The following is a 26,306-nucleotide window of genomic DNA, read 5'->3' as shown; positions in this document are numbered from 1 at the left end:
CAATAGCAACGGCGCTGCTGATGGGTGGAATTACAGCGTTAGGCGGTTGAATTATGTTGGCGCGCAATGCCGAATCCCTCTTCTGGATCGGCCGGTACATCGAACGCGCCGAGTACACGGCGCGAATACTCGACGTCGCGGTGCATCAATTGCTCGAGGATGCCACGGTGGACCCGGATCGAACGTCGCGAGTTCTGTTGCGGGTCTTGAGCATCGAGCCGCCCGAAGAGGAACTCGACGTCTGGTCGGTGACCGAACGCGTCGCCTTCGGCCGGGACCACGGCGGTTCCATTGTCGACTCGATCAGCAGGGCCCGCGAGAACGCCCGGGGGGCAAGGGAAGTCGCGTCCACCGAAATGTGGGAATGCCTCAACTCCACCTACAACGGGCTGGCCGCGGCCGAACGCGCCGCGCGGGCGCTCGGGCCGCACGAGTTCTGCCACTACATCACCGATCGCGCCGCCATGTTCGCCGGACTCTCCGATTCCACGCTGAGCCGGGACGACGGCTATCGCTTCCTGCTCTTGGGCCGTTCCATCGAACGCGTGGATATGACTGTGCGGCTGTTGCTTTCACGTGCGGGTGATCGCACCTCCTCACCCGCGTGGGTGACGGTATTGCGTTCGGCCGGAGCCCACGACCCCTATCTGCGCACCCATCGCGGCGTGCTGGACGCCAATCAGATCGCCCAATTCATCCTGCTGGACCGGCTTTTCCCGCGTTCGGTCTTCCATACCCTGCGGGTGGCCGAAACCTGTCTGCAGGAACTGGATCAGCGGCCCAACAGCCGTTTCGCCGCGCGACAGGAAGCGCATCGACTATTGGGCCGGGCGCGCAGTGAATTGGAATTCCTCCCCGCGACCGTCCTGCTCGAAGACCTCCCCAGCCGCCTGATCTGGTTGCAGGAAACCTGCCACGAAGTGGGAGAAGCGGTGGCGCTGCAATATTTTCACGCCGAGTCCTGGGTGTCCTGGACCGGACTGCACGGCCGCAACGGCAGCCGGATCGAGGAAGCGGTATGAGCTGGCGCATGCGGGTGGTGCACACCACCGGATATGTCTACGACGCGCCGGTATCGCGTTCGTTCAACGAGGCGCGCCTGACCCCGCGCGCCGACAGCAGGCAGAACGTCATCCTCAACCGGGTCGAAACGGTGCCCTCCACCCGGTCCTTCCGCTACGTCGACTACTGGGGCACCGCGGTGACCGCCTTCGACCTGCACGCCCCGCATACCGAATTGGAGGTCACCAGCTCCTCGGTGGTCGAGACCGAACCCTTCGCCGGACCCGCCGAGGAACTCTCCTGGGAGGAACTGCGCGCCGGGGATATCGCCGACCGCTTCGACGAATTGCTCACCCCCACCGCCTATGTGCCGCGCGAACGCCGCCTCGCCCCGGTCGCCCGCCAGCTCGCGCGCGGCGTCCCGCCCGCCAAAGCCGTTGTGCGCGGCGCGGAATGGGTGCACCGGGAAATGAACTACCTGGCCGGAACCACCTCGGTGCACACCTCCGCGGTCGAGGCGTTCGCGGAAAGACAAGGGGTTTGCCAGGATTACGCGCACCTGACCCTGCTGCTGTTGCGCGCCATGGGAATTCCCAGCCGCTACGTCTCGGGTTACCTGCACCCGGACCCCACCGCCGAAGTGGGGCGCACGGTAGCCGGGCAGATGCACGCCTGGGTGGAAGCCTGGACCGGGCAATGGTGGGGCTACGACCCCACCAACAACATTCCCGTCACCGAACAACACGTATCCGTCGGAGTAGGCCGTGATTACGCGGATGTGCCCCCACTCAAAGGTATCTTCAGCGGAAGTGGGTCGACTGATCTGGAAGTGGAAGTGGAGGTCACTCGACTCGCGTGAGGTCAGAACACAGGTGCTCTCCCATCAGGGCGGGTCGATCCGGGAAGGTGGCTGATGTCTCCCACAGCGCAGGAAGTCGTCGAAGAACTGGGCGAGATGGAACCGATCTCGCTGAGCCGGAAACTCTTCGCGGAGGGCTTCGGCACCTTCGTACTGGTGCTCGGCGGCGTGGGCACGGCGGTGCTGGCCGGGGAGCGCGTCGGTGCGCTCGGTATCGCCCTGGCCTTCGGATTCACGCTGCTGTTCCTGGTGTACGCCATCGGGCCGGTCTCGGGCTGTCATGTGAATCCGGCCGTGACGGTGGGTCAGCTACTGCTGGGCCGGGTGTCGGCCGGGGTGGCGCTGGCGTACATGGTCGCGCAATTCGTGGGCGGGTTGCTCTCGGGCGCGGTGATCTACGCGATCGCCAAGAACCTGCCGTCCTATGACCGGGCCAAGGATGGACTGGCCGCCAACGGCTGGGGCGCGCACAGCCCGTCCAAGGTCGAACTGGCCGGGATCACCACCAATGGCTACGGTCTGGCCGCCGCCATCACCGTCGAGGTGATTCTCACCGCGCTGCTGGTGTTCGTGGTGTTGGCCTCCACTGATCAGCTCTCGGATGTGCCGCTGGCCGGGTTGTCTATCGGTATCACGCTGGCCGTCATCCACCTGATCTCGATCCCCGTGGACAACACCTCGGTGAATCCGGCGCGCAGCCTCGCGGTCGCGTTCTTCCAGGACGGTGCGCCCGCACAGCTGTGGGTGTTCATCGTCTTCCCGCTCATCGGCGGCGTGCTGGGGTCCCTGGTCTACGGCCTGATGTTCGGCCGCTCGCGGAACATGGTGAGCTGACACCTCTTCGCGATTACCATGCCCCCGTTCCTGTGGAACGGGGGCACGGTGCGTAGAAGGGGAGAATGCCTCGCGAGGAGAGGCGTCAGCGGGTGTTCACGAGGAGGGCGTATTGGGCGGCGGCGCGCTGGCGGGCGGTTTTCTCGTCCTGGCCGCTGACGACAGCCCAGTAGCGTCCGTCCATCAGGAAGCAGCGGTAGCGGGTTTCGCGGGCGTTGTCGGGGACGTCCTTGCCTCGGAAGCAGGCTGCGTCGGGGACGCCGGCGGGGGTCGCGACCGGGGTGTCGCCGTTCGCGGTGGCGGCCGCGACGACGCGGTCGTGCATGCTGCGCGTGTGTGCCAGGTCCGATAGGCGCATCAGCCACCAGTCGCCGATGAAGGCCGCGCGCTCGATCGGATCGGGTTCGAATTTCTCGGCCGCGCCACCCTGGCCGAACAGGTGCGTGATACCGCGCGGACCGTAGACCACACCGGTGCCGTGCGCGAACCCGAACCAGTTCGCGTCCGCCGGGGTGCCCGCCTGATTCGCGGCCGGATACGGCCATGTGGTGGCGTCGGGATGCAGCAGGCGGCGCAACATATCGTCGCCGTCGAAAGGCATGGCGGACAGCTTGTCCGGTGCGGTCGGCACGAATCCGTCCAGCAACGGGAGCTCCGCGGCCAGGGCCGCGCTCGCGCGTGCGCTCAATGCCGCCGCGTCCACCACCCGATCGGCCGCGTACACCACGACCACGAATGATTTGTGCGCCAGCGCGGTCACCAGTACGGGCGATCGCTTGCGCGAAATGCCGTAGGCGTCATCGAATCCCGGGATGGCGATCCGGATGGTGTCCGGATTGCGGGCCATATCCGCCGCCGCGATCCGGCCCGCGACGAGCCTGGCGATCGGATCCGCGCGGAAGTTCAGCACGGTCATGCGCAGGATCTTGGAATCGCCGACCGCGGGCGGGCTCGCGGGGCTGTCGGTCCCGTTGACCGCGTAGCCGGCGATCATGCCGTACTGGGCGATCGGCTGTAGCGCTATCTCCGGCGCGAGCACCGCGGTGCGCCCGGGCGTGGGCAACAGCGCCGAGCCGCCGTAGCTCAGATCCTTGTCGAAATCGGCGGGCTTGACCACTACCTCCGCCAGTCGCGCGGATTCCATGACACGCCCGTACGTGTCATTGTCATTGGCGGGCACGGCAATCGGTTGTGCGGATAGTTCGCCCATATCGAGCGCGGCCAGGTTCGGGGTGCTCTGCCGGGCATTGCCGGGCACGACCTCGCCACCGCAACCGCCGAGCATTCCGGCCAGCACGGTCAGACTCGCCGCACAGGCCATCGCGCGCCGCCGCGCGCGCTGCCGGAATTCGTCGTTCGTCACACCTGGTCCTCGCTAGATCGGGGCGTCCGGCCACCATTGGTCGTAGAGTTCACGACCGGATTTCGCCCCGGTGAATCGCATTGTGCAGAAATTGCGTGCGGCGCCGTCGAAACGGATGTCCAGCTGTCCCTTCGGGCTTCCGTCACTGTCGAAGGTCTTCCACTGCGCCTGACCGGTGCCCGAGGCGCGCGACCAGGACTCGCCGTCCTGCGGATTGCCGGTCGGCTCCAGGCCGCGCATGGCCGAGCGATCGGACGCGCAGGTCAGCCACAGCGATACGCTGCCGGTCGAACAGACCAGGACGGGTTGATCCAGTACATCGTCGAGCGGAACCGCCCTATCCCTGTCATCGGAGGCGGTGCACCGCAAGCCCTGATAGCCGCGAGCGGCGGGCGTGGCCGGAAGCAGTGCGGGGAAGGCGTCGACCATGAAACCGAAAGCGTGCCAGGGTGATCCGGCGCTCGCGGTGGGGCCGGGGGCCGGACCGCCGGAACCGGTCATGCGGCTGATCGTCACGATCGTCGCTGCGGCGATCACCGCCACCGTCGCCGCGATCGCGATGAGCAGGCGCGGGCGGCGGCGCCGGGGCGGTGCGGACGCGTGCCCATGCAGCGCCGCCACCGCCGCCTCGGCCAATTCACCGCAACTGCGGTAGCGGTCGGCCGGTTCGTACGACATGGCGCGCGCGACAACGGAATCCAATGCCTTGGGAATACCCGGGACGATGGTGCTCGGCGCGGGACGCGGGGCCGTCAAATGCGCGTGCATGACCGCGGCGGCCGTCTCGCGCGGGAAAGGCACGGTCCCCGTGAGCAATTGGTGCAGCGTCCCGCCCAGCGCGTACACATCGGTGCGCTCGTCGAGTCGCCCGCCGCCGATCTGCTCGGGCGCGGCGAAGGCCAGCGTGGCCAGCACCCGGCCCACCGCCGTGAGCGCCACGGATTCCGTTATCGCGCGGGCGATTCCGAAATCGGTGACCAGCACCCGGTCCGCGTCCGTGCCCGGCTCGATGAGGATATTGGCGGGTTTCACATCCCGATGCGGCAGTCCGGCGCGATGCGCGGCGTCCAGGCCCCGGGCGGCTCCGGTGATGATGGCCACCGCGCGTTCGGCGGGCAGCCCGCCCTGCTGTTTCACCAACTGCGCGGCATCGCATCCGTTGACGAATTGCATGGCGATCCAGAGCATGTCGCCCGCATCGCCGCAATCGTAGATCGACACGATATTCGGATGATCCAGCCGCCCGGCCAGTTCGGCCTCGCGCAGGAATCTGGCCCGGAATTCGGCATCGGCCCCGTCCGACAGGATCTTCAGCGCGTCCTGGCGCGGCAGCCGCGGATGCCGGGCCAGGTACACGCTGCCCATACCGCCCGCGCCGATCCGCCGTTCGATTCGATACCCGGCCACCACCGCACCCGGCTCCAAGGCGCGCACCCGCGGCCCTACCGGTTCCGCACCAGTAGCGCGTACTGCGCGGCGGCCCGCTGGTGCACCGATTTCTCATCGGTCGCGTTCACGATCGCCACGTAGCGGCCGTCCTGGACGACGCAGTAGTAGACCGGCACGATCTGTTCGTGCCGAAGACATTTCGCGTCCGGCACGGGCGGATTCGCCAGGGGGGTCTGCATCTGCCCGTACCCGGACTCCTCTTTCGCCAGGCGGCGGGCGGCGGTCGCGTCGCGCAGCCGGAACAGCCAGCCGCGATCGATCAGGGCGATGCTCTCGATGGCGTCCTCGGCGATACCCGCCGCCGTGCTCGCCGCCGGCAGGGCCAGCCGGGAACCATTGGGGCCGTAAACGACTCCGCTCGGTTCGAGGTAGCTGCCCTTGCCCGCGATAGTGGACCCCTGAATCTTGGTGATATACGGGTACGACCATTCGCCACGAGTGGTCGGCACCATGCGCCGCAGCATGCCGTCCGCATCGAACCGCAGCTTGGGCAGGTCCGCCACCGGGGTGGGCTGGAATCGGTCCAGGCGCGGCAGTTCGACGGCGATCGCCTTGGACGCGAGCCTGGTCAGCTCACCCAGATCGGGGTTCGGATACCGCACGAAAATCGCCACCACATAGGTCCCGTGCGCGAGCACGAATCCGATCGTCGGCACCGTGGGCCGCCAATGTCCGCGTGCCGCAGGGTATTCCGGCAGGGTGACCGGTGCGTTCTCGGGATTCACCGCGAAATCCGCCGCCTCGATCTCGGCGGCCGCGGACTGCGCCGCCGTGGCGTCGGGCAGCCGCAGCACGGTGATACCCACCGACCAGGGCGGATCATCGGCCGGGCAATTCTTCGGCGGGCAGCCGTTCACCGAATACCCGGCCAGCATCCCGTATTTGGTCAGGATCGGCACCGCGACATCGGCCAGAATGCCCATCGTGTCGGCCGGGCGCGGCAGCGGCAGCGGGAAGGACGGGCTCAGCGACGGGTCCACCTCGCGCGGATCGGTCACCGCTTCGGCCATGCGCGCCGATTCGATGAGGCGACCGTATTTGTCCTTGGAATTGCTCGGTTCGGCGAGCGTCTCCGCACCGAATTCACCGAAATCCAGTGTGCTCAGGTCGATATCGGCGGTGGTCGCGGATCCGGGCACCGTGCGGGCGCCCCACAGCAGCACCGCGATCAGCATTGCGACCACGATGAAAGCGAGCGCGCCGAGCGCCGTGCGGTTAGAGCGGAGCATCGGGCCACCAGGTGTCGAGCAGAGTCTGACCGGTCACCGTGATGCTCCAGAGGTCGATGACGCAGAAATTGCGGGCCGGATCGTCGAACGCGATGCGCACATTGCCCTGCGGTACGCCGCCGCCATTGCTGTCGCCCCAGGCGATGCGCCCCGCGCCACTGTCGCGGGTCCACAGCTTGCTACCGGCGACGGCGATCGGCGATCCGATATCCGGCATGGACAGGCGGCTCGATAGACAGTGCACCCAGATCATGTCCACCGGATCGCCGTCACCACTGCACACCAGCCAGATCTGCTGCCGCTGTACATCCAGCGCCGCCGCCGCGCCCTGCTCATCCTTGGTCTCGCACCACAGACCGCCGTAGCCGCTGGTCGTCGGAGTGCGCGGCAGCAGTTTCGGGAAGGCCGCGACGGCGAATCCGGCCACGCCCCACGGGCCGCTGTCATCGGTGATCGGAGCCGCGGAAACGGTTGCGGGGGAGGACTTCTCGGGATGGTTGGTGCCGAGCACGAATGCGGTGGCCGCGATGGCGAGTACCAGGGCGACGGCGGCGACCGCGCCCGACAGCAGGCGTTTGCGGTATCCCGCCGGGTGCGGGACGGGCGCGACCGCCTCACCTCGCAGCGCCGCGCCCGCGGCCTCGGCGAGCGCACCGCAGCTCCGATAGCGCTGATCCTGTTCCTTCGCCATCGCCCGCGCGATCACCCGATCGAACTGTTTGGGCAGACCGGGCACGACTTCGCTGGGGCGCGGCGGCGGTTCCATCAGATGCGCCTGCATCACCGCGACGGCCGTCTCGTGCGGGAAAGGCTTGGCGCCGGTGAGCAATTGGTACAGCGTCGCGCCGAGGGCGTAGACATCGACGCGATGGTCGAGGGTTTCGCCGCGCAGCTGTTCGGGGGCCGCGTACGCGACCGTCGCGAGCACCTCACCGGCGGCGGTGAGCTCGGTGGATTCGCCTATGGCGCGGGCGATTCCGAAATCGGTGACCAGCACCCGATCCGGTCCGTCCGGATCGGGGGAGACGAGGATATTGGCGGGCTTGACATCGCGATGCAGCAGTCCCGCCGCGTGCGCGGCGTCCAGACCGCTCGCGGCCTCGGTGACCACGTGCACCGCGCGTTCAGGCGGTAGTCCCGCCGGGAACTCGCGCAGCAGGTCGGCGGCGTCCGCGCCCTCGACGAACTGCATTGCGATCCAGAGGGATTCGTCCTCCACACCGCGATCGAGGATCGCCACCACATTCGGATGCGCGAGCCGGGCGGCGAGTTCGGCCTCGCGCAGGAAGCGCGCCCGGAACTCGTCATCCGAACTGCTGGTGTCGGACAGCACTTTGAGCGCGATCTGGCGGGGCAGTCGCGGGTGGCGCGCCAAGTACACCGAACCCATACCGCCCGCGCCGAGCTTGCGTTCGATCCGAAAGCCCGCGAACACTTCTCCCGCCCGCACGGACAGAGTGTCCGTTTACCGACCGGTCTCGTCAATACCCTGCGATAAATATCGGCTAATGCCAGTGGTATTCGGCGCACAGGCGATGCGCGACGCGGTCGAAGATCTTGCGCGGCACGATCGCACCCTCGCGCCGGATACCGTCCTCCGGTACATCGAGCACCCGATCCAAGCGCACCCAGCTGGAGCGTCCCGCGTGGTCCCACGCGCCCGGCCCGATACCGACCCAGTTGGGGTGATGCTCATGATCCTCATTGGAGGACAGCATCAATCCCAGCAGCGTGCCGCGCTCGCGCCCGACCACCAGCACCGGCCGGTCCTTCCCATTATTGGGGTCTTCCTCGTAAGGCACCCAGGTCCATACGATTTCGCCCGGATCGGCACGCCCGTCCAGCTGCGGGCTGTACACGATCTGCCGCGCCCGCTCCCGCGACGGCACTCCCGCCGACGACGTCGGCCGCACCTTCACCGGCGCGGGCTTGGGCGAGATCGCGCGCGCCGCCCGCCCCCACACCGAGGACCCGGCCACCCGCTCGATCAACTTCGGTCCCTGCTGCTTGACCAGATGAGAACCCTGCTCTTTAGCCACGATCCCCAACTGCTTCCCCAGCGCGTTCCACCTGCCAGCCATGCGGGGAGCATAGTGGCGTCGCGCCCGGTTCTCATCCGGGCCGGATTCGCCTGTGCGTACGGGGATTTCGCGGTACCGTCCGACGATTCGAAATCGACATGTTTCACATAAGGGGAATTGCGTGATGACCAAACGATTCGCGAGCCTGTGTGGGGTGGTGGCCGCAACCGTGTCAGTACTCGCGCTGGCCGCGCCGAACGCCTCGGCGACCGTGAACAACCTCACGATCAATCATGAGAGCTACCAGACTCCGGGCACTTTCGTGCTGGACGCGTTCACCGATGACCTGGGCCCGGTGTGGTTCCTCGACAACGGCACGGTCATCTCGGGGAGTCCGATGACACCCAAGCGCATCATCGACGAGACCGCGCCGTGCCCTGGCTCGTGCTGGGTCGGAATCACCTGGTATCCGAAAACGCTGGGGACCCACCACATCGTGGCCCAACAGCGCGCCGCCGACGGTTCGGTGCTCACCTCCCGGGCGGCCGACGTCAATGTCACCACGCTGCCGAGCAGCGGCAGCTCCGATCTGCTCACCGGCAGCGCCGGGTAGGCAACGGTCGAGCCGGGGCGCGGTGCACCCCGGCACGCACCGTAGACTTCGGGGTTGACATGCCGCTGGTTTGCCATGCCGAGGAGTGACTCCGATTAGCAGTTTCGCCGATACGACGTTCACTGATCCGTCCAAGATCAGGAACTTTTGCATCATCGCCCACATCGACCACGGGAAATCGACCCTGGCCGATCGCATGCTGCAACTCACCGGTGTGGTCGAGGAGCGGGCCATGCGCGCGCAGTACCTGGACCGGATGGATATCGAGCGGGAACGCGGTATCACCATCAAGGCGCAGAACGTGCGGCTGCCGTGGCAGGTCGACGGTGAGGACTATGTCCTGCACCTGATCGATACGCCGGGGCACGTCGACTTCACCTATGAGGTGTCGCGTGCGCTGGAAGCCTGTGAAGGCGCGATCCTGCTGGTCGATGCCGCACAGGGCATCGAGGCACAGACGCTCGCCAATCTGTATCTGGCGATGGACAAGGACCTCACGGTCATTCCGGTGCTGAACAAGATCGATCTGCCGGCCGCGGATCCTGATCGGTACGCCGCCGAGATCGCGCACATCGTGGGCTGTGAGCCCGAGGATGTGCTGCGGGTCTCCGGTAAGACCGGCGTCGGCGTGGCCGAACTGCTGAATGAGGCCGTGCGCGTGGTGCCGCCGCCCGTCGGGCAGGCCGACGCTCCGGCGCGCGCCATGATCTTCGACTCGGTGTACGACACCTATCGCGGTGTCGTCACCTATGTGCGTGTGGTGGACGGCAAGCTCACCCCGCGTCAGAAGATCAAGATGATGTCCACCGGGGCCACGCACGAACTGCTCGAAATCGGCATCGTGTCACCCGAACCCAAGCCCACCCAGGGGCTGGGCGTCGGCGAGGTGGGTTACCTCATCACCGGTGTGAAGGACGTCCGCCAGTCCAAGGTCGGTGACACCATCACCAGCGCCCGCGACGGCGCGACCGAGGCGCTCACCGGATACCGCGAACCGCGGCCCATGGTCTACTCCGGGCTCTACCCGGTCGACGGCTCGGACTACCCGAACCTGCGTGACGCGCTCGACAAGCTCCAGCTCAACGATGCCGCGCTCACCTATGTGCCGGAAACCTCGGTGGCCCTCGGGTTCGGCTTCCGCTGCGGCTTCCTCGGACTGCTGCACATGGAGATCACCCGCGAACGCCTCGAACGCGAATTCGGGCTCGACCTGATCTCCACCGCGCCCAACGTGATCTACCGCGTGGTCATGGAGGACGGCACCGAACACGTCGTCACCAACCCCTCGTACTGGCCCGAGGGCAAGGTGAAGGAGATCTACGAACCCATCACCAAATGCACCGTGATCGCGCCGAGCGAATTCATCGGCACCATCATGGAGCTGTGCCAGGCGCGGCGCGGTGAGCTGCTCGGCATGGACTATCTGTCCGAGACCCGCGTCGAGATGCGGTACACGCTGCCCATGGCGGAGATCATCTTCGACTTCTTCGACTCGCTGAAATCCCGCACCCGCGGCTATGCCTCGCTCGATTACGAGGAGGCGGGCGAGCAGGCCGCCGCGCTGGTCAAGGTCGACATCCTGCTGCAGGGTGAGGCCGTGGACGCGTTCTCGGCCATCGTGCACAAGGATGCCGCGCAGGCGTACGGGCACAAGATGACCACCAAACTGCGCGAGCTCATTCCGCGTCAGCAGTTCGAGGTGCCGATTCAGGCCGCCATCGGATCCAAGGTCATCGCGCGCGAGAACATCCGCGCCATCCGCAAGGACGTGCTGGCCAAGTGCTACGGCGGTGACATCAGCCGTAAGCGCAAACTGCTGGAGAAGCAGAAGGAAGGCAAGAAGCGGATGAAGACCATCGGCCGCGTCGAGGTCCCGCAGGAAGCCTTCGTGGCGGCGCTGTCCACCGACTCGGCCTCGGACGGCAAGGCCAAGAAGTAACTCTCGGAGTCGAGAGAAACAATCAGTGCCCCGCTGCCTGATGGCAGCGGGGCACTGTTGTAGATGGGGTGGGGTGGGCCGCCTGACGGCCGCGAAGCCACCGTGGGGCGGCGGGCTCGACTGGCGAAAGCTTCGCGATGCAAGGCTTGCCATGCGAGGTTTGCGAAGTTCGGGTTGGGCTGTGGGCGTGCGATTTCCGAGGTGATTTGCCGGTCGGGCACACGGTTGGCTTTGCAGGGGGATTCTGGGGCTTCCGTACTGATATGCAGGGTGACAAGCTATGTGTCGCACGGCTGTACACACCGGCTCCTACCTGGTGGATGTGACAGACCGGGTATCCGGAAATAGGGTGTGAAACGAGTTTGAAGACGGCGGTCCGCCAGCGGCGGACCGCCGATCCTTGAGAGCGGGAGCCTGTATGACGCGTGAGCGGCCTATCGACGACGACGCATCCGGGACGGGCGACGATTACGCGGGCGATACCGCGTACCAGATCGCCAACGGTGTGGCGCGCACGGCGAGGGCTGGCGCGTATGTGACGGGTGGAGCGCTCATCGCCTCCGCGGGGACGCGCAGCGGCGACGGTCCGGCTCCGGCCATCGACCATGACAGCCGCAATGTGAGCTGGCAGCAGGCCAACGATCCGCAGCCGGACGTGCCGAGCCCGACCCTCACCTTCCCGGACCTGACCGCCGACCAGCTCCCGCCCGCGCACCTGCCCACCGGCATGCTGCCGGTCGCCGCGCAGGACAATCAGCACTACGGCACCGATGCCGGACTGCTCCCGGCCGATTACGGCTCACAGCCTTCCGCCGATACGAGCATGTCCGGATTCAACGGCGTCGGCATTCCGGACACCGATCTGCCGCTGTCCTTCCGGCTGCCGGACTATCAGCAGCAGCCCGGATACGAACTGCCCAACGGCGGCGGACCGGTCGACTCGAATCAGCCCTGGGACCCGCAGCAGCCGGGCAACGGCGATTCGGAATGGCAGCTGCCCGATACCGGCGGCTCCGATGGCGGCTGGCATCTGCCCGATACCGATGGCTCCGGTGGTGGTTGGCAGATCCCCGGCGCCGATGGTTCGGGCTGGCAGCTGCCCGGCGCGGACGGTTCGGGCTGGCATATCCCGGGCGCGGACGGCGGCGGCGGTTTCGGCTGGCAGATGCCGGGCGGCGACGGTGGCCACGGCTGGCAGATTCCGGGCGGCTTCAAGCTACCCGGCGCGGACGGACACCTACCCGGGATGGGGAACCTGCCCGGAGCGAGCGATCCCATCGGAAGTGGTTCGCACGGCGGCATTTTCGACGGTATCGGCGACGGCCCCATCGGCATCGCGATCGACACCAACTGGGCCGTGAACATGCATGTCGGCCTCGACGGCGTGCACTTCGAATCCAACCTGCAGGTCAATATCGGCGTCGGCAATGTCGGCCATCAGCTCGATCAGTTCACCCAGGATATGGGTCAGGGCATCGGGCACATCCCGAACGGCATCGACCCGAACGGCAATCCGCTGCCCGCCGGTTCCGCGCCCTGGGGCAGCGATGCCGTGAACCCGGGCACGCAGACCACCGGCGCGAATCCGCCCGGCCAGCAACCCAATTCGGCGACCGCGTCGGCCACCGACCCGCACGGCGCGACCCCCGGACCACACAGCGGTGTGCCGGGCGCGCAGGTACCGGGCGTCGACCCGCACGGTCCCGGAGCCGGTGCGCCGGGTGCGGGTATCGGTGCGCCGGGTGCGCACGGTGCCGGAACCGGTTCGCACGGAACGGGTTACGGCTCACACGGCGCGGGAAGCGGTGCGCCGCTGGGTGGTTCGACCGGTGCACCCGGTACGGCTCCCGGCTCCTCCTTCGGCCTGCCCGCTGCCGGGACGGGTGCGCCCGCACCCGCCTATGTGGCCCCGGCCGCACCCGCGCCGATCGCGAACCCGGTCGCTCCGGCCGCGCCCATCGTGGTCGCCCCGGTGGTGCCCGCCGCCGTCGCCCCCGTCGTGGTGGCTCCGGTCGCGGTGGCGCAGCCGGTGGTCGCGACCCCGTTGCAGACCACCATTCAGCCCGATGCCGCACAGCATCCCATCGCGAATCTGCTCACCCCGCCCGGCCAGTCGCCGCTGTACGCCTCGGCGGCCCAGGCGCCCGCGCTCTTCGAACACCACGGCAATCATCCGGTGCTGCTGGCCAATGGCGGCCATCCGGATGTGAGCGCGATCGCCAAGCCCACACCGGTGACCACCGAACCGGGCACCACCGTGCCCAAGATCAGCGTGCCGCCCAAGACCGATCCCGCGCTCACCACGGTGCCCCCGGTACCGGTGACCACCAAGATCCCGGGCATCACCGATCCGACCACGACCAAGCTGCCCGGTATCACCCTGCCGACCACCACCGCGCCGCACACCACGGCACCGCACACCACGGTTCCGCCGGTCAGCACGGATCCGGATACCGGCACCACGCGTCCGAACACCGGCGGTGACACCGACGGCCACGGCACCGCGCCGACCATCACCCCGCCGAGCGATACCGTTCCCACGCATCAGCCGCCGGTCACCAACCCGTCCCATCCGAGCTCGGACGGGACGGTGCCGACGGTAGCGCCGACCGTACCCCCGGTGACGCTGGATCCGCCGGCGGCCACCGTGCCCGCGGTGCCGACCGGACAGCCGCAGACCAATCCGCCCAAGCCGCAGGACGCGCCCAAACCGGCGAAACCCATTGCCGAGGTGAATGATTCGGGTCAGCACCTGATGCCGATCGCGGACGATTCCGCACTGCATCCGGTCTACCTGATGCATGACGGCGGCCTCGGCAGCCACCTCATCACGGACGGCAGTCTCACCGACAGCCACTTCCCGGTGCATGCCGCGTTCGACCATACGCTGCTGTGAGCGGTGTCGAACGCCTTGTCGCAGTGAAGAATCCGGACACGATGGGCCCGTTGCTCGGGCTGCTCGACGAGCTGCTGGAGCCGGTGCACGCCGCGGGCCGCGCGGATCTGGCCGGACGGCTGGGCATCGCGCGCGCCCGGCTGTCCGATCCCCGGGTGCGCCTGGTCGTGGTCGGTGAGTCCAAGAGCGGAATGAGCACGCTGGTCAACAGTCTGATCGGCGCGCCGGTGAGCGCGACCGACAGCCCGTCCAGCGTGCCGGTGATCGCCGAGTACGGACCGCATTCCAGCGCCACCCTGGTGCGCGCCGGTAGCAGCGGCGGTGTGGCCGAACGGCAGTCCGTCGATCCGCGGCAGGCGGTCGCCGAATCGGCCGCCGGTGGTGTGCTGCGGGCCGAATTCACCGAGCCCAGTGCGCTTTTGGCGGAGGGCTTCGTGCTGCTGGACGCACCGGGTTCGCCCGCGGACACCCCGGCCACCTGGTCGCTGCTGGCCGTCGCGGACGCGGTGCTCTATGTGGCCGATGCCGCGCGGCCGTTCACCGCCGGGCAGATCGGGCAGCTGCAACGCATTCAGCAGGTGTGCCCGACGGTGGTCTGCGTGCTCAACAAGATCGATCAGTATCCGCAGTGGCCCGAGGTGCAGCAGCATGATCGGCGGCTGCTCGACGCCGCCGGACTGGCCTTCGCCGTCGCGCCCGCTTCGGCGCGGCTGCACGAGCACGCCCGCTCCACCGGCGATCAGCAGATGGATCTGGAATCCGGTGTGCCGCAACTGCTCGATCATCTGCGCGACTATGTGCTCGGCAATGCCGACGCCGTCGCCGCCGATGCCGCGGTGCGCGATATCGGGCTGATCAGCGATCATCTCGCGCTCGCGCTGCGCACCGAGGCCGAGACGCTGCGCGATCCGCGCCGCTACGGCGTCATCACCGAACAGCTGCGCCGCACCCGCGAGGAGGCCGAACAGCTGCGTCAGCGCACCGCGAACTGGCAGGTCACCCTCGCCGACGGCGCGGGCGAATTGATGGCGGACACCGAACATGATCTGCGCCACCGGCTGCGGAGCCTGATCCGCGATGCCGAGGCCGACATCATGAAGCGCGATCCGGCCCGGCGCTGGGCCGAGTTCGGCGCGGACCTCGATGCCAAGATCTGCGAGGCGGTGGAGGAGAACTTCGTCATCGCGCACTACCGCTCGGTGGAGCTGGCCGAGCAGGTGGCGGCCAAGTTCCCGGACCGCGGTATCCCGACACCCGAACTGCGCCTGGACAATCCGGGCGAGGTCGGCGAGGTGCTGGAACCGGTCACCTCGCTGGATAAACTGGACAGCGCCAAACCCGCTGTGGCGCAACAGTTCCTGAATATGCTGCGCGGCTCCTACGGCGGCGTCCTGATGGTCGGCCTGGCCACCAGCCTGCTCGGCATGTCCCTGGTGAACTGGTACTCCGCCGGTGCGGGCGTACTGCTCGGCGTCAATGCCCTGTGGGACGACCGCAAATCGCGCAAACAGCGCCGCCAGGCCGAGGCCAAGGTCGCCGTCGCCCGCCTCATGGACGATGTGATCTTCCAGGTCAGCAAGGAATCGCGCTACCGCCTGCGCGCGGTGCAGCGCAATCTGCGCGACCACTTCACCGAAATCGCCAATGAGACACTGCGTTCGGTGGACGCCTCACTGCGCGCCGCCGAGGAGGCCGCCGCCGTGCATTCGGGCGCGCGCCGCGAACAGCGCCTCACCGAAATCGAGTCATCGCTGGTGCGCCTGCACGATCTGCGTGAGCGCGCCGATGCCCAGGGCGGCGGAAACCCTTCGTACTGAAGGGTTTCCGCGCCGGTCAGGACCGGCCGGGGTGGGCCGGGTTGAACTGGCCGGAGTGGTGCGATTCCTCGGCGCGAATGACGTGCATGACCGCGTTGATCAGCGCCAGGTGGGTGAACGCCTGCGGGAAATTGCCGAGGTGGCGGCCGGTGCGGGTGTCGATCTCCTCCGCGTACAGCTTGAGCGGGCTGGCGTAGCCGAGCAGTCGTTCGCACAGTTGGCGGCCACGCGCCAGCTCGCCGATCTCCACCAGGGCGGACACCAGCCAGAACGAGCAGATGGTGAAAGAGCCCTCCTCACCGGACAATCCGTCATCGGTGGTGTCGGTGCGGTAGCGCAGCACCAGCCCGTTCTCGGTGAGTTCATCGGCGATGGCGAGCACGGTGGCGCGCACCCGATGATCGGTGGGCGGCAGGAAGCGCAGCAGCCCCACCAGCAGCAGGGAGGCGTCCAGATTGTCGCTGCCGTAGGTCTGGGTGAAGACCCCGGCCTCGTTCACGCCATTGTCGAGCACGTCCTGCCGGATCTCGTCGGCGATGTCATGCCACTTCTTGGCGTAGTCGAATTCCCCGTGCCACTCCGCGAGTTTCGCGCCGCGATCCAGCGCCACCCAGCACATCACCTTGGAGCAGGTGAAGTGCTGCGGTTCCCCGCGCACCTCCCAGATGCCGCGATCGGGATTGCGCCAGTTCTCGATCGCCGCCTGCACCTGCCGTTCCAGCATGGGCCACAACGTCTCCGGGACCTGCTGCCGCGATTTCACGTGCAGGTACACCGAATCCAGGATGGTGCCCCAGATATCGTGCTGTTCCTGGTTGTACGCGCCATTGCCGATGCGCACCGGCCGTGCGCCGTCATATCCGGACAGGTGCGAAAGCTCGGATTCGGTGATCTCGCGTTCGCCGCCGATACCGTAAAGCACCTGTAGCGGAAGGGCTTTGCCGTTCCCCTCGGTGGTGACATCGTGCAGGAACGCGAAGAAATCATCGGCCTCGCGATCCAGGCCGAGCGTGTACAGACCCCACAGCGCGAACGTCGAATCGCGCACCCAGGTGTAGCGGTAGTCCCAATTGCGTTCCCCGCCGGGGGTTTCCGGCAGTGAGGTGGTGGCCGCCGCCATCAGCGCGCCGGTCGGCGCGTAGGTGAGCCCCTTCAGCGTCAGCGCGCTGCGCTGGAGATACCCGCGCCACGGATGATCCGGGAAGCGCCCCAGCGTGATCCACTGCCGCCACGCCTCGGTGGTGGTCCACATCTTCTCGGCGGCTTCCTCGAAGGTCTTGGGCGGCTCCAGATCCGACCAGGACAGCGCCACGAAGACCTGATCGCCCTCCTTCATGCGGGTCCGGGCGCGGGCCTCGCGTCCCTCCAATCCGAGCCGCAGATCGGTGGTCAGGGTCAGGGACGGGCAGCCCTCGCGCTCGCTCGAGGCGGTGGCCTGTTCGTACACGTCACCGCTGTACTCCCAATTGGCCGCGCCCAGGTGGTAGTCGAAGGCGGGTTCACAGCTCATCTCCAGCTCGACCACGCCGTTCACGCATTTCACCGTGCGCAGCAGCATGTGCTCGGCATCCCAGTCCATCGGGGTGCGCTTATGCGAGCGGCTGCGCGAGCGATTGTTGTGCCACGGCCCGAGCACCAGGGCATCGCGCACGATGAGCCAGCCGGTCTCGGTCTGCCAGGTGGTCTCCACGATCAGCCCGCCGGGCAGATAGCGCCGTGCGGCGGGCACATTGCGCCCGTACGGCCCGATCCGGAAGTGTCCGGCGCTGCGGTCCAGCATGGACCCGAAAATGCTGGGGGAGTCCGGTCGCGGCACGCACATCCACTCCACCGACCCGTTGCGGGCGATCAGGCAGTTGGTCTCGCAATCGGACAGGAACGCGTAATCGTCGATGGGCGGGAACGGCGAATAATGGCCGGTCCCGGTCGCCGAGGGCAGGAATCCGTCATTGAGCGGGGCATCCGGCCTATCGGTCGAATCCCGCGGCGGGTCGAGTGAATCGCCGCCGAGCGTGCCGGTCTCGCTGCCCAGTGGCCGGGTGTCGGACTCCGGTTCGTCGTAGGACTCCATGTACATATCTTCTGTCCAATCAGCCCGAATCGTCCACCATCACGTCTTCGGCCTAGGCTGATGTCGTGCATCGGATCGCAGGATGGTGGGACGGCGTCGAACTATGGGTGGCCGGCCTGCCGTTCGTCCCCCAGTTCGCCGTGGTGCTGGCCGCCATGGTGCCGGTTTGTTTCGCCATCGCCTACGTGCTCGATCGCGTGCTGCGGGTTGCACTGCGCGCGCTGGGCCGGGATCGGGTGGCTGCACAGGAGGCCGCGGCGCCCGCCGCGCAGCCCCGTCGTATGCGTAAGGAAGCCGCCTGATGCCCCGCTCTCGTGTGCAGCTCGCTTTGATCGCGCTGCTCGTACTGGTCGTCGTCGCTTGGCTTTTCGCGCGCTGAGTTGGTCGGTTGTTCATCGGCTGAATCGCCACTAGTGGCCCACATTGTCGGATGCTGCGCGTACGCTCCTGCACCATGTCAACAGATGAAGGCTTGGAACTGGAGACGTTGCTGTCCGAGGAGGATTTCGAGGAGGAGCCGCGTCTGATCGCGACTCACCTCGCGGGCCCGGACGAGGTCATCGAAATGGTGAAGGCGGCGCAGCTGCTCGGCCTGGGCGTCCGCCTCGTCAATCGCATCCGCCCCGATGAGGAGGATGCCGAGAGTGCCACCGAAGAGTGGATTCTCGACATCCTGGAAGCCCCGCCCGTTGTCGAAGGCGACGAGTAACCCCGTCAGTTCCTCGTTTCCCCGTCCCGCCATTCGCTGAAACGCTTCCCGATCTTCGAAACCGTTTCGCCCACTTCCTGACCCACCGTGCCGACCGCGGATCCGACATCGCGTCCGAGGTTGCGCACGGTGCGGATCAGCGGATCCTCGGATTGATCGAAGTTCTGCCGGTACGCCCGCGCCGCCTCCTTGACCTGATCGCTGATCTTCACGTTCCGGTCGTGCTCGCGCAGCGGGTACTGCCCGGACAGAATCCGGTCGTAGTCACCGCTGGTGATCCAGCGCCGCAGTTCGGCCGCGCGCAGCACCGAGAACGGGTGCGTCTGCAATTCCAGATTCAGCAGTTTCAGCACGCCGTCGCGCAGATCGCCGGTGCGGTCGTAGTCATCGGCCTGCGCCAGGAACGCCGCATGGCTCATCTGATCCACGCGCGAGCCGCCCGCCAGCTTCATATGCACCCGCACGGACGCGTCGACGTCCTGTCCGCACAGCAGTCCCGCGCGGTCCCCGGACAGTTCGGATTTGCGGCTCCACTCCATCAGCGCCGCCACGATCGCGCGTAAAGCCCAGCCGCCCACCGGAACCCAGCCGATGCCCGCGGCCAGATTCATCAGATGCATGAGCATGGTCCGGTACACCGCGTGCCCGGACAGCGCGTGCCCGAGCTCATGCCCGACCGCGAAGCGCAGCTCCTCGGGATCGAGCAGATCCAGCAGTCCGGTGGTGAGCACGATGAACGGCCGGTCCATACCGATGGTGAAGGCATTGGCCGTGGGGTCCTGGAGCACGAACAGCTCCGGGGTGGTCTTGGCGTCCAGGATGCGCACCGCGTCCGCGCGCAGATGGTGAATGTTCTTGAATTGCCGCTCGTCCACCCGCACCGCGGAGGCCAGGTACAGCAGCCGGTGCTGGCGTTCGGCGAGCAGTCCGGACAGCGTGCGCAGCAGTACATCGAAACCCGAGAGCGAGCGCAGCGTGACCAGCGCGGTGCGGTCGGCCGGATGCTCCCAGGCGCGGGTCGAAATGCCGGGGAACTCCCGGCGAACTCGATCAGGACTTGTCATAGGTAGATCCCCCGTGTGCATACTCACAGTGATTCGCGGCCTTACCGGCCGCTCTGCTACAGTCTGCCGCGTGTCGTCGAGTGTTGTGCCCCAGGTCCGCCATGAATTGGCGTTGATCGCTGTGGGCTGCCTCGTGGTCGCGGACATTCACTGTCGCTGATTGCCGACCGGGCACCGCTGCATGTCTGAAGTAGACTGGCGCGCGCACCTTTCGCAGTAGTTCCCGGATCCCAGACGGTCCCGATTCCTCATCTCGGACCGCAGCGCCACCGTCGCTTCGTAACGACGGGTCTACGGCATCACCTCATTACCCGCCTCCCCGGTATGCACCCGGCGGGTTTCTCGAAAGGTCCACCCCGATGTCTCGCAACTCCCGGCTTTCTCGCCGATCTATCGCCGTCGCCCTGACCGCGGTCGCAGCCACCGTGCTCACCGCGTGCGGTGGCGGCGCGAGCGATACCTCCGACAAGGGCGCAGCCGACGGCAGCGGCGGCACCCTGAACCTCTACGCCTACGCGGTCCCGAAGCCGGGCTTCGACAAGGTGATCCCGGAGTTCAACAAGACCGATGCCGGTAAGGGCGTGCAGTTCCAGGCGTCCTACGGCGCCTCGGGCGATCAGTCCCGCAAGGTGAAGGACGGCGCGGAAGCGGACGTCGTGAACTTCTCCGTCGAGCCCGACGTCACCCGCCTGGTGGATGCCGGTCTGGTCGACGCGAGCTGGAATGCGGACGCCAACAAGGGAATTCCCTTCGGCTCGGTCGTGGTCATCGCGGTCCGCAAGGGCAACCCCAAGGGCATCAAGGATTGGGACGACCTGCTCAAGCCGGGTGTCGAGGTCGTGACCCCCAACCCGTTCTCCTCGGGTTCGGCCAAGTGGAACCTGCTCGCGCCGTACGCGGCCAAGAGCGAGGGCGGTAAGAACCCGCAGGCCGGTCTGGACTACCTGTCGCAGCTGATCACCCGCGATCACGTGAAGGTGCAGCCGAAGTCGGGTCGTGAGGCCACCGAGACGTTCCTGCAGGGCACCGGTGACGTGCTGCTGAGCTATGAGAACGAGGCCATCTTCTCCGAGCGCAACGGCGATCCGATCGAGCATGTGATCCCGCCGACCACCTTCAAGATCGAGAACCCGGTCGCGGTCCTCAAGAACAGCAAGAACGCCGCCAAGGCCACCGCCTTCCGCGACTTCCTGTACACCCCGGCGGGCCAGAAGGCATGGGCCTCGGCCGGTTTCCGTCCGGTCGACCCGAAGGTCGCGGCCGACTTCGCCAAGGACTTCCCGACCCCGCAGAAGCTGTGGACCATCGCCGACCTCGGCGGCTGGAAGGCCGTGGACAAGGATCTGTTCACCGCGAACACCGGAACCGTGGCGCAGATCTACGACAAGGCCACCAAGTAGTCGAGTGACCTGGCACACAAGCGATACTCGATACCGTGAGTGACAGCAGCACGAGCGCCGGGACCGATCAGGGTCCCGGCGTTTCGGTAGACAAGAAACCCAAGCCGGGCCGGTCCTGGCTGCGGGTGACCGGGTCGGTCGGCCCGATCGGCATCGCCACGTCGGTGCTGTGGCTCAGCATCATCGTGTTGCTGCCGCTGGCGGCGCTGACCTACACCTCCTTCGATGACGGCTGGTCCGGCTTCTGGGATGCGGTCACCGCGCCGTCGGCGATCGATTCGCTGAAGGTGACGATCTTCGTTTCGGTGATCGTCGCGGTCGTGAACGTCATCATGGGCACCCTGATCGCCTGGGTGCTGGTGCGCGACGAATTCCCGGGCAAGGGGATCGTGAACGCGCTGATCGATCTGCCCTTCGCACTGCCCACCATCGTGGCCAGCATCGTGCTGCTGGCGCTGTACGGGCCGCGCAGCCCGATCAACGTGCATCTCAATGCCACCCAGCCCGGCATCATCGTGGCGCTGGCGTTCGTGACGCTGCCGTTCGTGGTGCGCTCGGTGCAGCCGGTGCTGATCGAGGTCGACAGGGAGGTGGAACAGGCCGCCGCGTCGCTGGGCGCGGACAACTGGACCACCTTCCGGCGCATTCTGCTGCCGACCCTGGCCCCGGCCATCATCAGCGGCGGCGGGCTCGCGTTCGCCCGCGCCATCGGTGAATACGGGTCGGTGGTGCTCATCGGCGGCAATATTCCGCGCGAGACGCAGATGGCCTCGCAGTACATCCAGCAGCAGATCGAGATCGACCGGCCGGTCAACGCCGCCGCGGTATCGGTCGCGCTGCTGGTGATCTCGTTCGTATCCCTGCTGGTGCTGCGCTTGTTCGCCGACCGGACCGCCCGCAAGGAACAGGAATCGCGATGAAACTCGCTCCGTGGACGCGGATTTCGCTGCGCACCATCGCGCTCACCTATCTGGGTGTGCTGCTGATCCTGCCGCTCATCATTATTTTCTGGCGGACGTTCGAGCGCGGTGTGGGTGCGTTCTTCGATTCCATCACCACCCCGGCCGCGCAGTCGGCGCTGCAACTGTCGCTGTTGATCGTGGCGATCGTGGTGCCGATCAATGTGGTCTTCGGTGTGCTCACCGCGCTGGCGCTGGTGCGCGGAAAGTTCCCGGGCCGCAACCTGGTTCAGGGTCTGGTCGATCTGCCGTTCGCGGTTTCCCCTGTCGTGGTGGGTGTTTCGCTCATCCTGCTGTGGGGTGCGCACGGCTGGTTCGGCGGGCTGGAGAATCACGGCATCAAGGTGATCTTCAATCTGCCGGGCATGGTGCTGGCCACCATCTTCGTGACGCTGCCGTTCGTGGTGCGCGAGGTGGAGCCGGTGCTGCACGAGATCGGCGACGATCAGGAGCAGGCCGCCGCGACTCTGGGCGCCTCGCGCTGGCAGACGTTCTGGCGCATCACGCTGCCCGCCATCCGCTGGGGCCTGACCTACGGCATCGTGCTCACCGTGGCGCGTGCGCTCGGCGAATTCGGTGCGGTGATCATGGTGTCCACGGCGCTGCCGGGTAAATCGCAGACGCTGACGCTGCTGGTGCACGGGCGATACACCAACGATCACAACACTTTCGGCGCGTACTGCGCGGCGACCCTGCTCATGGGAATCGCCCTCATTGTCCTTCTTCTGATGACTCTCCTCGAACGCAAGCGGGGCACTGCCAAATGATCACCGTGACCAATGCCAACAAGCACTACGGGACCTTCGCCGCGCTCGACGATGTCAGCCTGGACATCCCGTCCGGTGAGCTGACCGCGCTGCTCGGGCCGTCCGGATCGGGCAAGTCGACGCTGCTGCGGTCGATCGCGGGACTGGAGACGCTGGATTCGGGCATCGTCACCATCGCCGAACGCGATGTGACCAATGTGTCGCCGCAGAAGCGCGATATCGGATTCGTCTTCCAGCATTACGCGGCGTTCAAGCACATGACCGTGCGCGACAATGTGGCGTTCGGGCTCAAGATCCGCAAGCGGCCCAAGCCGGAGATCAAGAAGAAGGTCGACGATCTGCTGGAGATCGTCGGACTCGACGGGTTCCAGCATCGGTATCCCGCACAGCTTTCCGGCGGTCAGCGGCAGCGCATGGCGCTGGCTCGCGCGCTCGCGGTGGATCCGCAGGTGCTGCTGCTCGATGAGCCGTTCGGCGCGCTGGACGCGAAAGTCCGTGCGGACCTGCGCACTTGGCTGCGGCGACTGCACGAAGAGGTGCACGTAACCACCGTGCTGGTCACGCACGACCAGGAGGAAGCCCTCGATGTGGCCGACCGCATCGCGGTCATGAACAAGGGCCGCATCGAACAGGTCGGCACCCCGGAAGACGTCTACGACCGTCCGGCAAACGATTTCGTCATGTCGTTCCTGGGCGCGGTGGCCAAGCTGAACGGGCATCTGGTGCGCCCGCACGATATTCGCGTCGGCCGCGATCCCTCCATGGCCTTGGCCGCGCACGAGGGCACCGCGCAGTCGGCGGGCGTCACCCGCGCCACCGTGGAACGAGTCGTGCACCTGGGCTTCGAGGTCCGCGTGGAACTGCGCAACGCCGCCACCGGCGATATCTTCACCGCCCAGGTCACCCGCGGCGACGCCGAGGCGCTGCACCTGGCCGAAGGTGAGACCGTCTACGCCCGCGCCACCCGGATTCCGGAACTGCCGGTGGCCGAGCCCGTCAAGGCGCTCTGACCGCACACGCCCCACCGTCATCCCGGCGTGCCGGCACCACCCGTCATCCCGGCGTGTTTTTGGCCGGGATCCACCGGTATCGGTGCGACACGCCGGGCGTGAGGGTGCGAACCTTTCCTGGAGCTTTACCAATCGGTGATCGATGCGCGACGCTGTTGGCAGCAGTGGATACCGACCACTCGTTCCGCGATCGACCGATGGAAGGCCCGCACATGGCCTTGACCGAATCCGAAGCCCGGGTGCTCGCCGCCCTGTCGCGGCCGGAATTCCCGGCCGCGCTCACCGTCCGGCAACTCTGTGCCGCAACGGGTCTCACCGCCGGCGCGACCCGCCGCGCACTGCACGGCCTGTCCCATACCGGCCTGGCCCTGTCCACCCTGCACAGTCCGGCCACCTGGCAGGCGACCCAGCGCGGTCGGCTTACCATCCATACGCCGATCTATCGCGACTACCTCACCCGCAGGAGGCCACCGCCATGCTCGCCGCATTCTCGATCACCCCTATCGGTGCAGGTGAAGACGTAGGCGAACCGGTGGCCGCGGCCATTCGCGTGATTCGCGAAAGCGGGCTGCCCAACCGGACATCGGCCAGTTTCACCGAGATCGAAGGCGAATGGGACGAGGTCTTCGCCGTCATCAAGAAGGCCACCGATGCCGTGCTGGCGGTATCGAACCGGTGCAGCATCATGGTCAAAGCCGATGTCCGGCCCGGATATGACGACATGCTGACCGCCAAGGTCGCGACCGTCGAGCGCTACTTGAACGACTGAATGAGCCGAGGCCGCGAATTCCGTGGAATTCGCGGCCTCGCTCCCCGATGAGGAGGCGGGGTTCAGGCGGGAATCGGGTCCTGGGGCTCCGGTTCCGCGGGCGCGGGTTCGGTTGCGCCACGGGCGATGTCACCGAGCTTGGTGTGGTTCAGCAGCAGGTTCAGTGTGAAGGCGGTGGCGGCGGCCAGTGAGATACCGCTGTTCAGCAGGATCTGCGCCGAGGTCGGGAACTTGTCGAACATGCCCTTGGTGAGCACCGGAACCAGGCCGACACCGATGGACACCGCGACGATGCTGAGGTTCACCCGGTCCGAGAGATCCGCGCGGCGCAGGGTGTCGACGCCGATCACCGCGATGGTCGCGAACAGCACCAGACCCACGCCGCCGACCACCGGCTGCGGGACCGCCGCGACCACCGCGCCGAAACGCGGTACCAGGCCCAGGATTATCAGCAGCGCACCGCTGACCGCCGTCACATAGCGGCTGTACACCCGGGTCGCGGAGACCGCGCCGACATTCTGATTGAAGACCGTATCGATGAATGAGCTGAAGACACCGGCCAGCACCGCCGAGAGCCCGTCGCCGATCAGGCCGCGCGCCACATCGCCGCGCTCGAGCTTCTTACCGGTGATCTCGCCGATGGCCAGCATGCTGGCGGTGGATTCGGCGAAGACGACGGCCATCACGATGCTCATGGCCACCACCGCGGCGATGGGGAATTGCGGTGCGCCGAAATAGAAGACGTGCGGCGCGCCCAGCCAGGCCGCGTCCGAGACGCCGTCCAGTTTGATCAATCCCATGGGGATGGAGATCAGCACACCGACGATCAACGCGATGAGAATGCCCAGCTGCGACCAGATGCCGCGGCCGAATACGGTCCCGACCAAGGCGATGAGCAGCACAGCAGCGGCCAGCACGATATTGGAGATCGCGCCGAAGGACGGCGCTTTCGGATTGCTGCCCACAATGAGCCCGCCCGCCACGCCGATGAGCGATACACCCACCACCGTCAGTACGGTTCCGCTGACCAGGGGTGGGAAGAACCGCACCACCATGGCGAACGGCCAGGCCAATGCGATGCCGACCAGACCGCCGATGAGCATGGAACCGTAGACGGCGGGCAGGCCGTACTGCTTGGCGATCAAGATCATCGGGCTCATCGCCACGAAGGTCGCGCCGGTGATGATCGGCAGCCGAGCGCCCGCGATCCGGCCCAGCCCGAGGCTCTGAATGAGCGTGATGATGCCCGCCACCAACAGGTCCGCGCTGATCAGCAACCCGACGGTGGCCTTGTCCAGCCCGGCGGCCGCACCGAACACCAGCGGCACGGTCACACAGCCGGTGTACATGATCAGCACGTGTTGAATACCGAAGGCCAGCAGTCGATGCCAGGGCAATCGGGTGTCGACGGGATGGGGCGTGGTCATGAAGGCTCCTTGCGGCGCGTGCGGTTGATTCAGGCTAGGCAGTCGTCGCCGGGCGGCGGTTTGTTCGAAATGCCAAGCGGAGCGCGGATCGCGTGCGGTGTTTTGTCT

Annotated in this window: 24 protein-coding genes; 16 read left to right on the top strand and 8 right to left on the bottom strand. The window is 67.0% G+C overall.

Annotated features, from left to right (window positions below; translation table 11 throughout):
- The first annotated feature begins 53 nt into the window (after window positions 1-53).
- Genes ACFC0O_RS09040 through ACFC0O_RS09030 form a run of 3 tightly spaced genes read left to right on the top strand, consistent with a single transcriptional unit; the run spans window position 54 to window position 2,695 of the window.
- A complete protein-coding gene (locus ACFC0O_RS09040) occupies window positions 54-1,022 on the top strand; it encodes an alpha-E domain-containing protein (RefSeq protein WP_364629830.1) in 969 nt (322 codons plus the stop codon).
- Window positions 1,019-1,861, top strand: a complete 843-nt coding sequence (locus tag ACFC0O_RS09035) for a transglutaminase domain-containing protein (protein ID WP_375955103.1) — start codon at window positions 1,019-1,021, stop codon at window positions 1,859-1,861. Before ACFC0O_RS09040 ends, ACFC0O_RS09035 begins: the two co-directional genes overlap by 4 nt.
- A gap of 54 nt (window positions 1,862-1,915) precedes the next feature.
- Window positions 1,916-2,695 (top strand): aquaporin, encoded by a 780-nt coding sequence (locus ACFC0O_RS09030; RefSeq protein ID WP_364629836.1) that lies wholly within the window; start codon window positions 1,916-1,918, stop codon window positions 2,693-2,695.
- A gap of 85 nt (window positions 2,696-2,780) precedes the next feature.
- On the opposite strand, the gene ACFC0O_RS09025 is transcribed toward ACFC0O_RS09030, so the two are convergent.
- From ACFC0O_RS09025 to ACFC0O_RS09005, 5 genes are read right to left on the bottom strand one after another with little or no spacing between them, the layout of a single operon-like run.
- Window positions 2,781-4,058: a hypothetical protein gene (locus ACFC0O_RS09025; RefSeq protein WP_375955101.1), complete on the bottom strand. Its 1,278-nt coding sequence runs from the start codon at window positions 4,056-4,058 to the stop codon at window positions 2,781-2,783.
- Between the two features lie 12 nt (window positions 4,059-4,070).
- A complete protein-coding gene (locus ACFC0O_RS09020; RefSeq protein ID WP_375955099.1) occupies window positions 4,071-5,492 on the bottom strand; it encodes a serine/threonine-protein kinase in 1,422 nt (473 codons plus the stop codon).
- 8 nt (window positions 5,493-5,500) lie between these two features.
- Window positions 5,501-6,736, bottom strand: a complete 1,236-nt coding sequence (locus tag ACFC0O_RS09015; protein WP_375955098.1) for a hypothetical protein — start codon at window positions 6,734-6,736, stop codon at window positions 5,501-5,503.
- Window positions 6,723-8,186, bottom strand: a complete 1,464-nt coding sequence (locus ACFC0O_RS09010; protein ID WP_375955096.1) for a serine/threonine-protein kinase — start codon at window positions 8,184-8,186, stop codon at window positions 6,723-6,725. Before ACFC0O_RS09010 ends, ACFC0O_RS09015 begins: the two co-directional genes overlap by 14 nt.
- Window positions 8,187-8,241: 55 nt before the next feature.
- A complete protein-coding gene (locus ACFC0O_RS09005; RefSeq protein ID WP_375955094.1) occupies window positions 8,242-8,817 on the bottom strand; it encodes a type II toxin-antitoxin system PemK/MazF family toxin in 576 nt (191 codons plus the stop codon).
- Window positions 8,818-8,941: 124 nt separating this feature from the next.
- Between ACFC0O_RS09005 and ACFC0O_RS09000 the strand changes: the two genes are divergently transcribed.
- From ACFC0O_RS09000 to ACFC0O_RS08985, 4 genes are all read left to right on the top strand, one after another.
- A complete protein-coding gene (locus ACFC0O_RS09000; protein ID WP_375955092.1) occupies window positions 8,942-9,370 on the top strand; it encodes a hypothetical protein in 429 nt (142 codons plus the stop codon).
- Window positions 9,371-9,455: 85 nt separating this feature from the next.
- Window positions 9,456-11,309, top strand: coding sequence for a translation elongation factor 4 (gene lepA / locus ACFC0O_RS08995; protein WP_375955090.1), 1,854 nt, complete (start codon window positions 9,456-9,458; stop codon window positions 11,307-11,309).
- Window positions 11,310-11,727: 418 nt separating this feature from the next.
- Window positions 11,728-14,205, top strand: coding sequence for a hypothetical protein (locus tag ACFC0O_RS08990; RefSeq protein WP_375955089.1), 2,478 nt, complete (start codon window positions 11,728-11,730; stop codon window positions 14,203-14,205).
- Window positions 14,202-16,022 (top strand): hypothetical protein, encoded by a 1,821-nt coding sequence (locus tag ACFC0O_RS08985; protein WP_375955087.1) that lies wholly within the window; start codon window positions 14,202-14,204, stop codon window positions 16,020-16,022. The genes ACFC0O_RS08990 and ACFC0O_RS08985 overlap by 4 nt, the downstream gene beginning before the upstream one ends.
- 16 nt (window positions 16,023-16,038) lie before the next feature.
- Here the strand turns inward: ACFC0O_RS08985 and ACFC0O_RS08980 are convergent, their stop codons facing one another.
- Window positions 16,039-18,093, bottom strand: a complete 2,055-nt coding sequence (locus tag ACFC0O_RS08980; protein WP_375955086.1) for a glycoside hydrolase family 15 protein — start codon at window positions 18,091-18,093, stop codon at window positions 16,039-16,041.
- Between the two features lie 65 nt (window positions 18,094-18,158).
- Here ACFC0O_RS08980 and ACFC0O_RS08975 point away from each other — a divergent pair, with 65 nt between their 5' ends.
- Both ACFC0O_RS08975 and ACFC0O_RS08970 read left to right on the top strand, forming a co-directional pair.
- Window positions 18,159-18,395, top strand: coding sequence for a hypothetical protein (locus ACFC0O_RS08975; RefSeq protein WP_364629863.1), 237 nt, complete (start codon window positions 18,159-18,161; stop codon window positions 18,393-18,395).
- A 152-nt stretch (window positions 18,396-18,547) separates the two neighbouring features.
- On the top strand, window positions 18,548-18,802 hold the full coding sequence (locus ACFC0O_RS08970) for a hypothetical protein (RefSeq protein ID WP_364629866.1): 255 nt from the start codon (window positions 18,548-18,550) through the stop codon (window positions 18,800-18,802).
- 5 nt (window positions 18,803-18,807) lie between these two features.
- Here the strand turns inward: ACFC0O_RS08970 and ACFC0O_RS08965 are convergent, their stop codons facing one another.
- A complete protein-coding gene (locus ACFC0O_RS08965) occupies window positions 18,808-19,866 on the bottom strand; it encodes a M48 family metallopeptidase (protein WP_375955083.1) in 1,059 nt (352 codons plus the stop codon).
- A gap of 70 nt (window positions 19,867-19,936) precedes the next feature.
- Here ACFC0O_RS08965 and ACFC0O_RS08960 point away from each other — a divergent pair, with 70 nt between their 5' ends.
- The 7 genes from ACFC0O_RS08960 to ACFC0O_RS08930 all read left to right on the top strand — a co-directional run bounded on the left by ACFC0O_RS08960 (window position 19,937) and on the right by ACFC0O_RS08930 (window position 24,771).
- Complete coding sequence (locus ACFC0O_RS08960) at window positions 19,937-20,026, top strand: Ms4533A family Cys-rich leader peptide (protein ID WP_324192512.1); 90 nt, start codon at window positions 19,937-19,939, stop codon at window positions 20,024-20,026.
- A gap of 199 nt (window positions 20,027-20,225) precedes the next feature.
- A complete protein-coding gene (locus tag ACFC0O_RS08955) occupies window positions 20,226-21,266 on the top strand; it encodes a sulfate ABC transporter substrate-binding protein (protein ID WP_375955081.1) in 1,041 nt (346 codons plus the stop codon).
- 35 nt (window positions 21,267-21,301) lie between these two features.
- Entirely contained in the window at window positions 21,302-22,186 is an 885-nt protein-coding gene (cysT, locus tag ACFC0O_RS08950; protein WP_375955079.1) for a sulfate ABC transporter permease subunit CysT, read from the top strand.
- Entirely contained in the window at window positions 22,183-22,992 is an 810-nt protein-coding gene (cysW, locus tag ACFC0O_RS08945; protein ID WP_375955078.1) for a sulfate ABC transporter permease subunit CysW, read from the top strand. Before cysT ends, cysW begins: the two co-directional genes overlap by 4 nt.
- Window positions 22,989-24,002: a sulfate ABC transporter ATP-binding protein gene (locus ACFC0O_RS08940; protein WP_364629880.1), complete on the top strand. Its 1,014-nt coding sequence runs from the start codon at window positions 22,989-22,991 to the stop codon at window positions 24,000-24,002. Before cysW ends, ACFC0O_RS08940 begins: the two co-directional genes overlap by 4 nt.
- 212 nt (window positions 24,003-24,214) lie before the next feature.
- A complete protein-coding gene (locus ACFC0O_RS08935) occupies window positions 24,215-24,526 on the top strand; it encodes a hypothetical protein (protein ID WP_375955077.1) in 312 nt (103 codons plus the stop codon).
- Window positions 24,478-24,771 carry an MTH1187 family thiamine-binding protein gene (locus ACFC0O_RS08930; RefSeq protein WP_375955075.1) on the top strand — a complete coding sequence of 98 codons (294 nt, stop codon included), beginning with the start codon at window positions 24,478-24,480 and terminating at the stop codon, window positions 24,769-24,771. Before ACFC0O_RS08935 ends, ACFC0O_RS08930 begins: the two co-directional genes overlap by 49 nt.
- Window positions 24,772-24,833: 62 nt before the next feature.
- Here the strand turns inward: ACFC0O_RS08930 and ACFC0O_RS08925 are convergent, their stop codons facing one another.
- Window positions 24,834-26,198 (bottom strand): uracil-xanthine permease family protein, encoded by a 1,365-nt coding sequence (locus tag ACFC0O_RS08925; RefSeq protein ID WP_375955073.1) that lies wholly within the window; start codon window positions 26,196-26,198, stop codon window positions 24,834-24,836.
- Window positions 26,199-26,306: the final 108 nt, after the last annotated feature.

Origin of the sequence: Nocardia sp. NPDC056100 (genome assembly GCF_042266325.1) — a bacterium.
In the GTDB taxonomy this organism is placed as follows: Bacteria; Actinomycetota; Actinomycetes; order Mycobacteriales; family Mycobacteriaceae; genus Nocardia.
The sequence above is the reverse complement of the archived record's forward strand: the minus strand, read 5'-3'. Positions and strand labels throughout refer to the sequence as shown.

What these genes read in the sequence shown, in the direction of transcription:
- ACFC0O_RS08940 (WP_364629880.1), top strand. Translation starts at nt 22,989, where the DNA reads ATGATCACCGTGACCAATGCCAACAAGCACTACGGGACCTTCGCCGCG.
- ACFC0O_RS08970 (WP_364629866.1), top strand. Translation starts at nt 18,548, where the DNA reads ATGTCAACAGATGAAGGCTTGGAACTGGAGACGTTGCTGTCCGAGGAG.
- ACFC0O_RS09000 (WP_375955092.1), top strand. Translation starts at nt 8,942, where the DNA reads ATGACCAAACGATTCGCGAGCCTGTGTGGGGTGGTGGCCGCAACCGTG.
- ACFC0O_RS09005 (WP_375955094.1), bottom strand. Translation starts at nt 8,817, where the DNA reads ATGGCTGGCAGGTGGAACGCGCTGGGGAAGCAGTTGGGGATCGTGGCT.
- ACFC0O_RS08955 (WP_375955081.1), top strand. Translation starts at nt 20,226, where the DNA reads ATGTCTCGCAACTCCCGGCTTTCTCGCCGATCTATCGCCGTCGCCCTG.
- ACFC0O_RS08965 (WP_375955083.1), bottom strand. Translation starts at nt 19,866, where the DNA reads ATGACAAGTCCTGATCGAGTTCGCCGGGAGTTCCCCGGCATTTCGACC.
- ACFC0O_RS08935 (WP_375955077.1), top strand. Translation starts at nt 24,215, where the DNA reads ATGGCCTTGACCGAATCCGAAGCCCGGGTGCTCGCCGCCCTGTCGCGG.
- ACFC0O_RS08990 (WP_375955089.1), top strand. Translation starts at nt 11,728, where the DNA reads ATGACGCGTGAGCGGCCTATCGACGACGACGCATCCGGGACGGGCGAC.
- ACFC0O_RS08980 (WP_375955086.1), bottom strand. Translation starts at nt 18,093, where the DNA reads ATGGAGTCCTACGACGAACCGGAGTCCGACACCCGGCCACTGGGCAGC.
- ACFC0O_RS08925 (WP_375955073.1), bottom strand. Translation starts at nt 26,198, where the DNA reads ATGACCACGCCCCATCCCGTCGACACCCGATTGCCCTGGCATCGACTG.
- cysW (WP_375955078.1), top strand. Translation starts at nt 22,183, where the DNA reads ATGAAACTCGCTCCGTGGACGCGGATTTCGCTGCGCACCATCGCGCTC.
- ACFC0O_RS08930 (WP_375955075.1), top strand. Translation starts at nt 24,478, where the DNA reads ATGCTCGCCGCATTCTCGATCACCCCTATCGGTGCAGGTGAAGACGTA.
- ACFC0O_RS09030 (WP_364629836.1), top strand. Translation starts at nt 1,916, where the DNA reads ATGTCTCCCACAGCGCAGGAAGTCGTCGAAGAACTGGGCGAGATGGAA.
- ACFC0O_RS09035 (WP_375955103.1), top strand. Translation starts at nt 1,019, where the DNA reads ATGAGCTGGCGCATGCGGGTGGTGCACACCACCGGATATGTCTACGAC.
- ACFC0O_RS09015 (WP_375955098.1), bottom strand. Translation starts at nt 6,736, where the DNA reads ATGCTCCGCTCTAACCGCACGGCGCTCGGCGCGCTCGCTTTCATCGTG.
- ACFC0O_RS09040 (WP_364629830.1), top strand. Translation starts at nt 54, where the DNA reads ATGTTGGCGCGCAATGCCGAATCCCTCTTCTGGATCGGCCGGTACATC.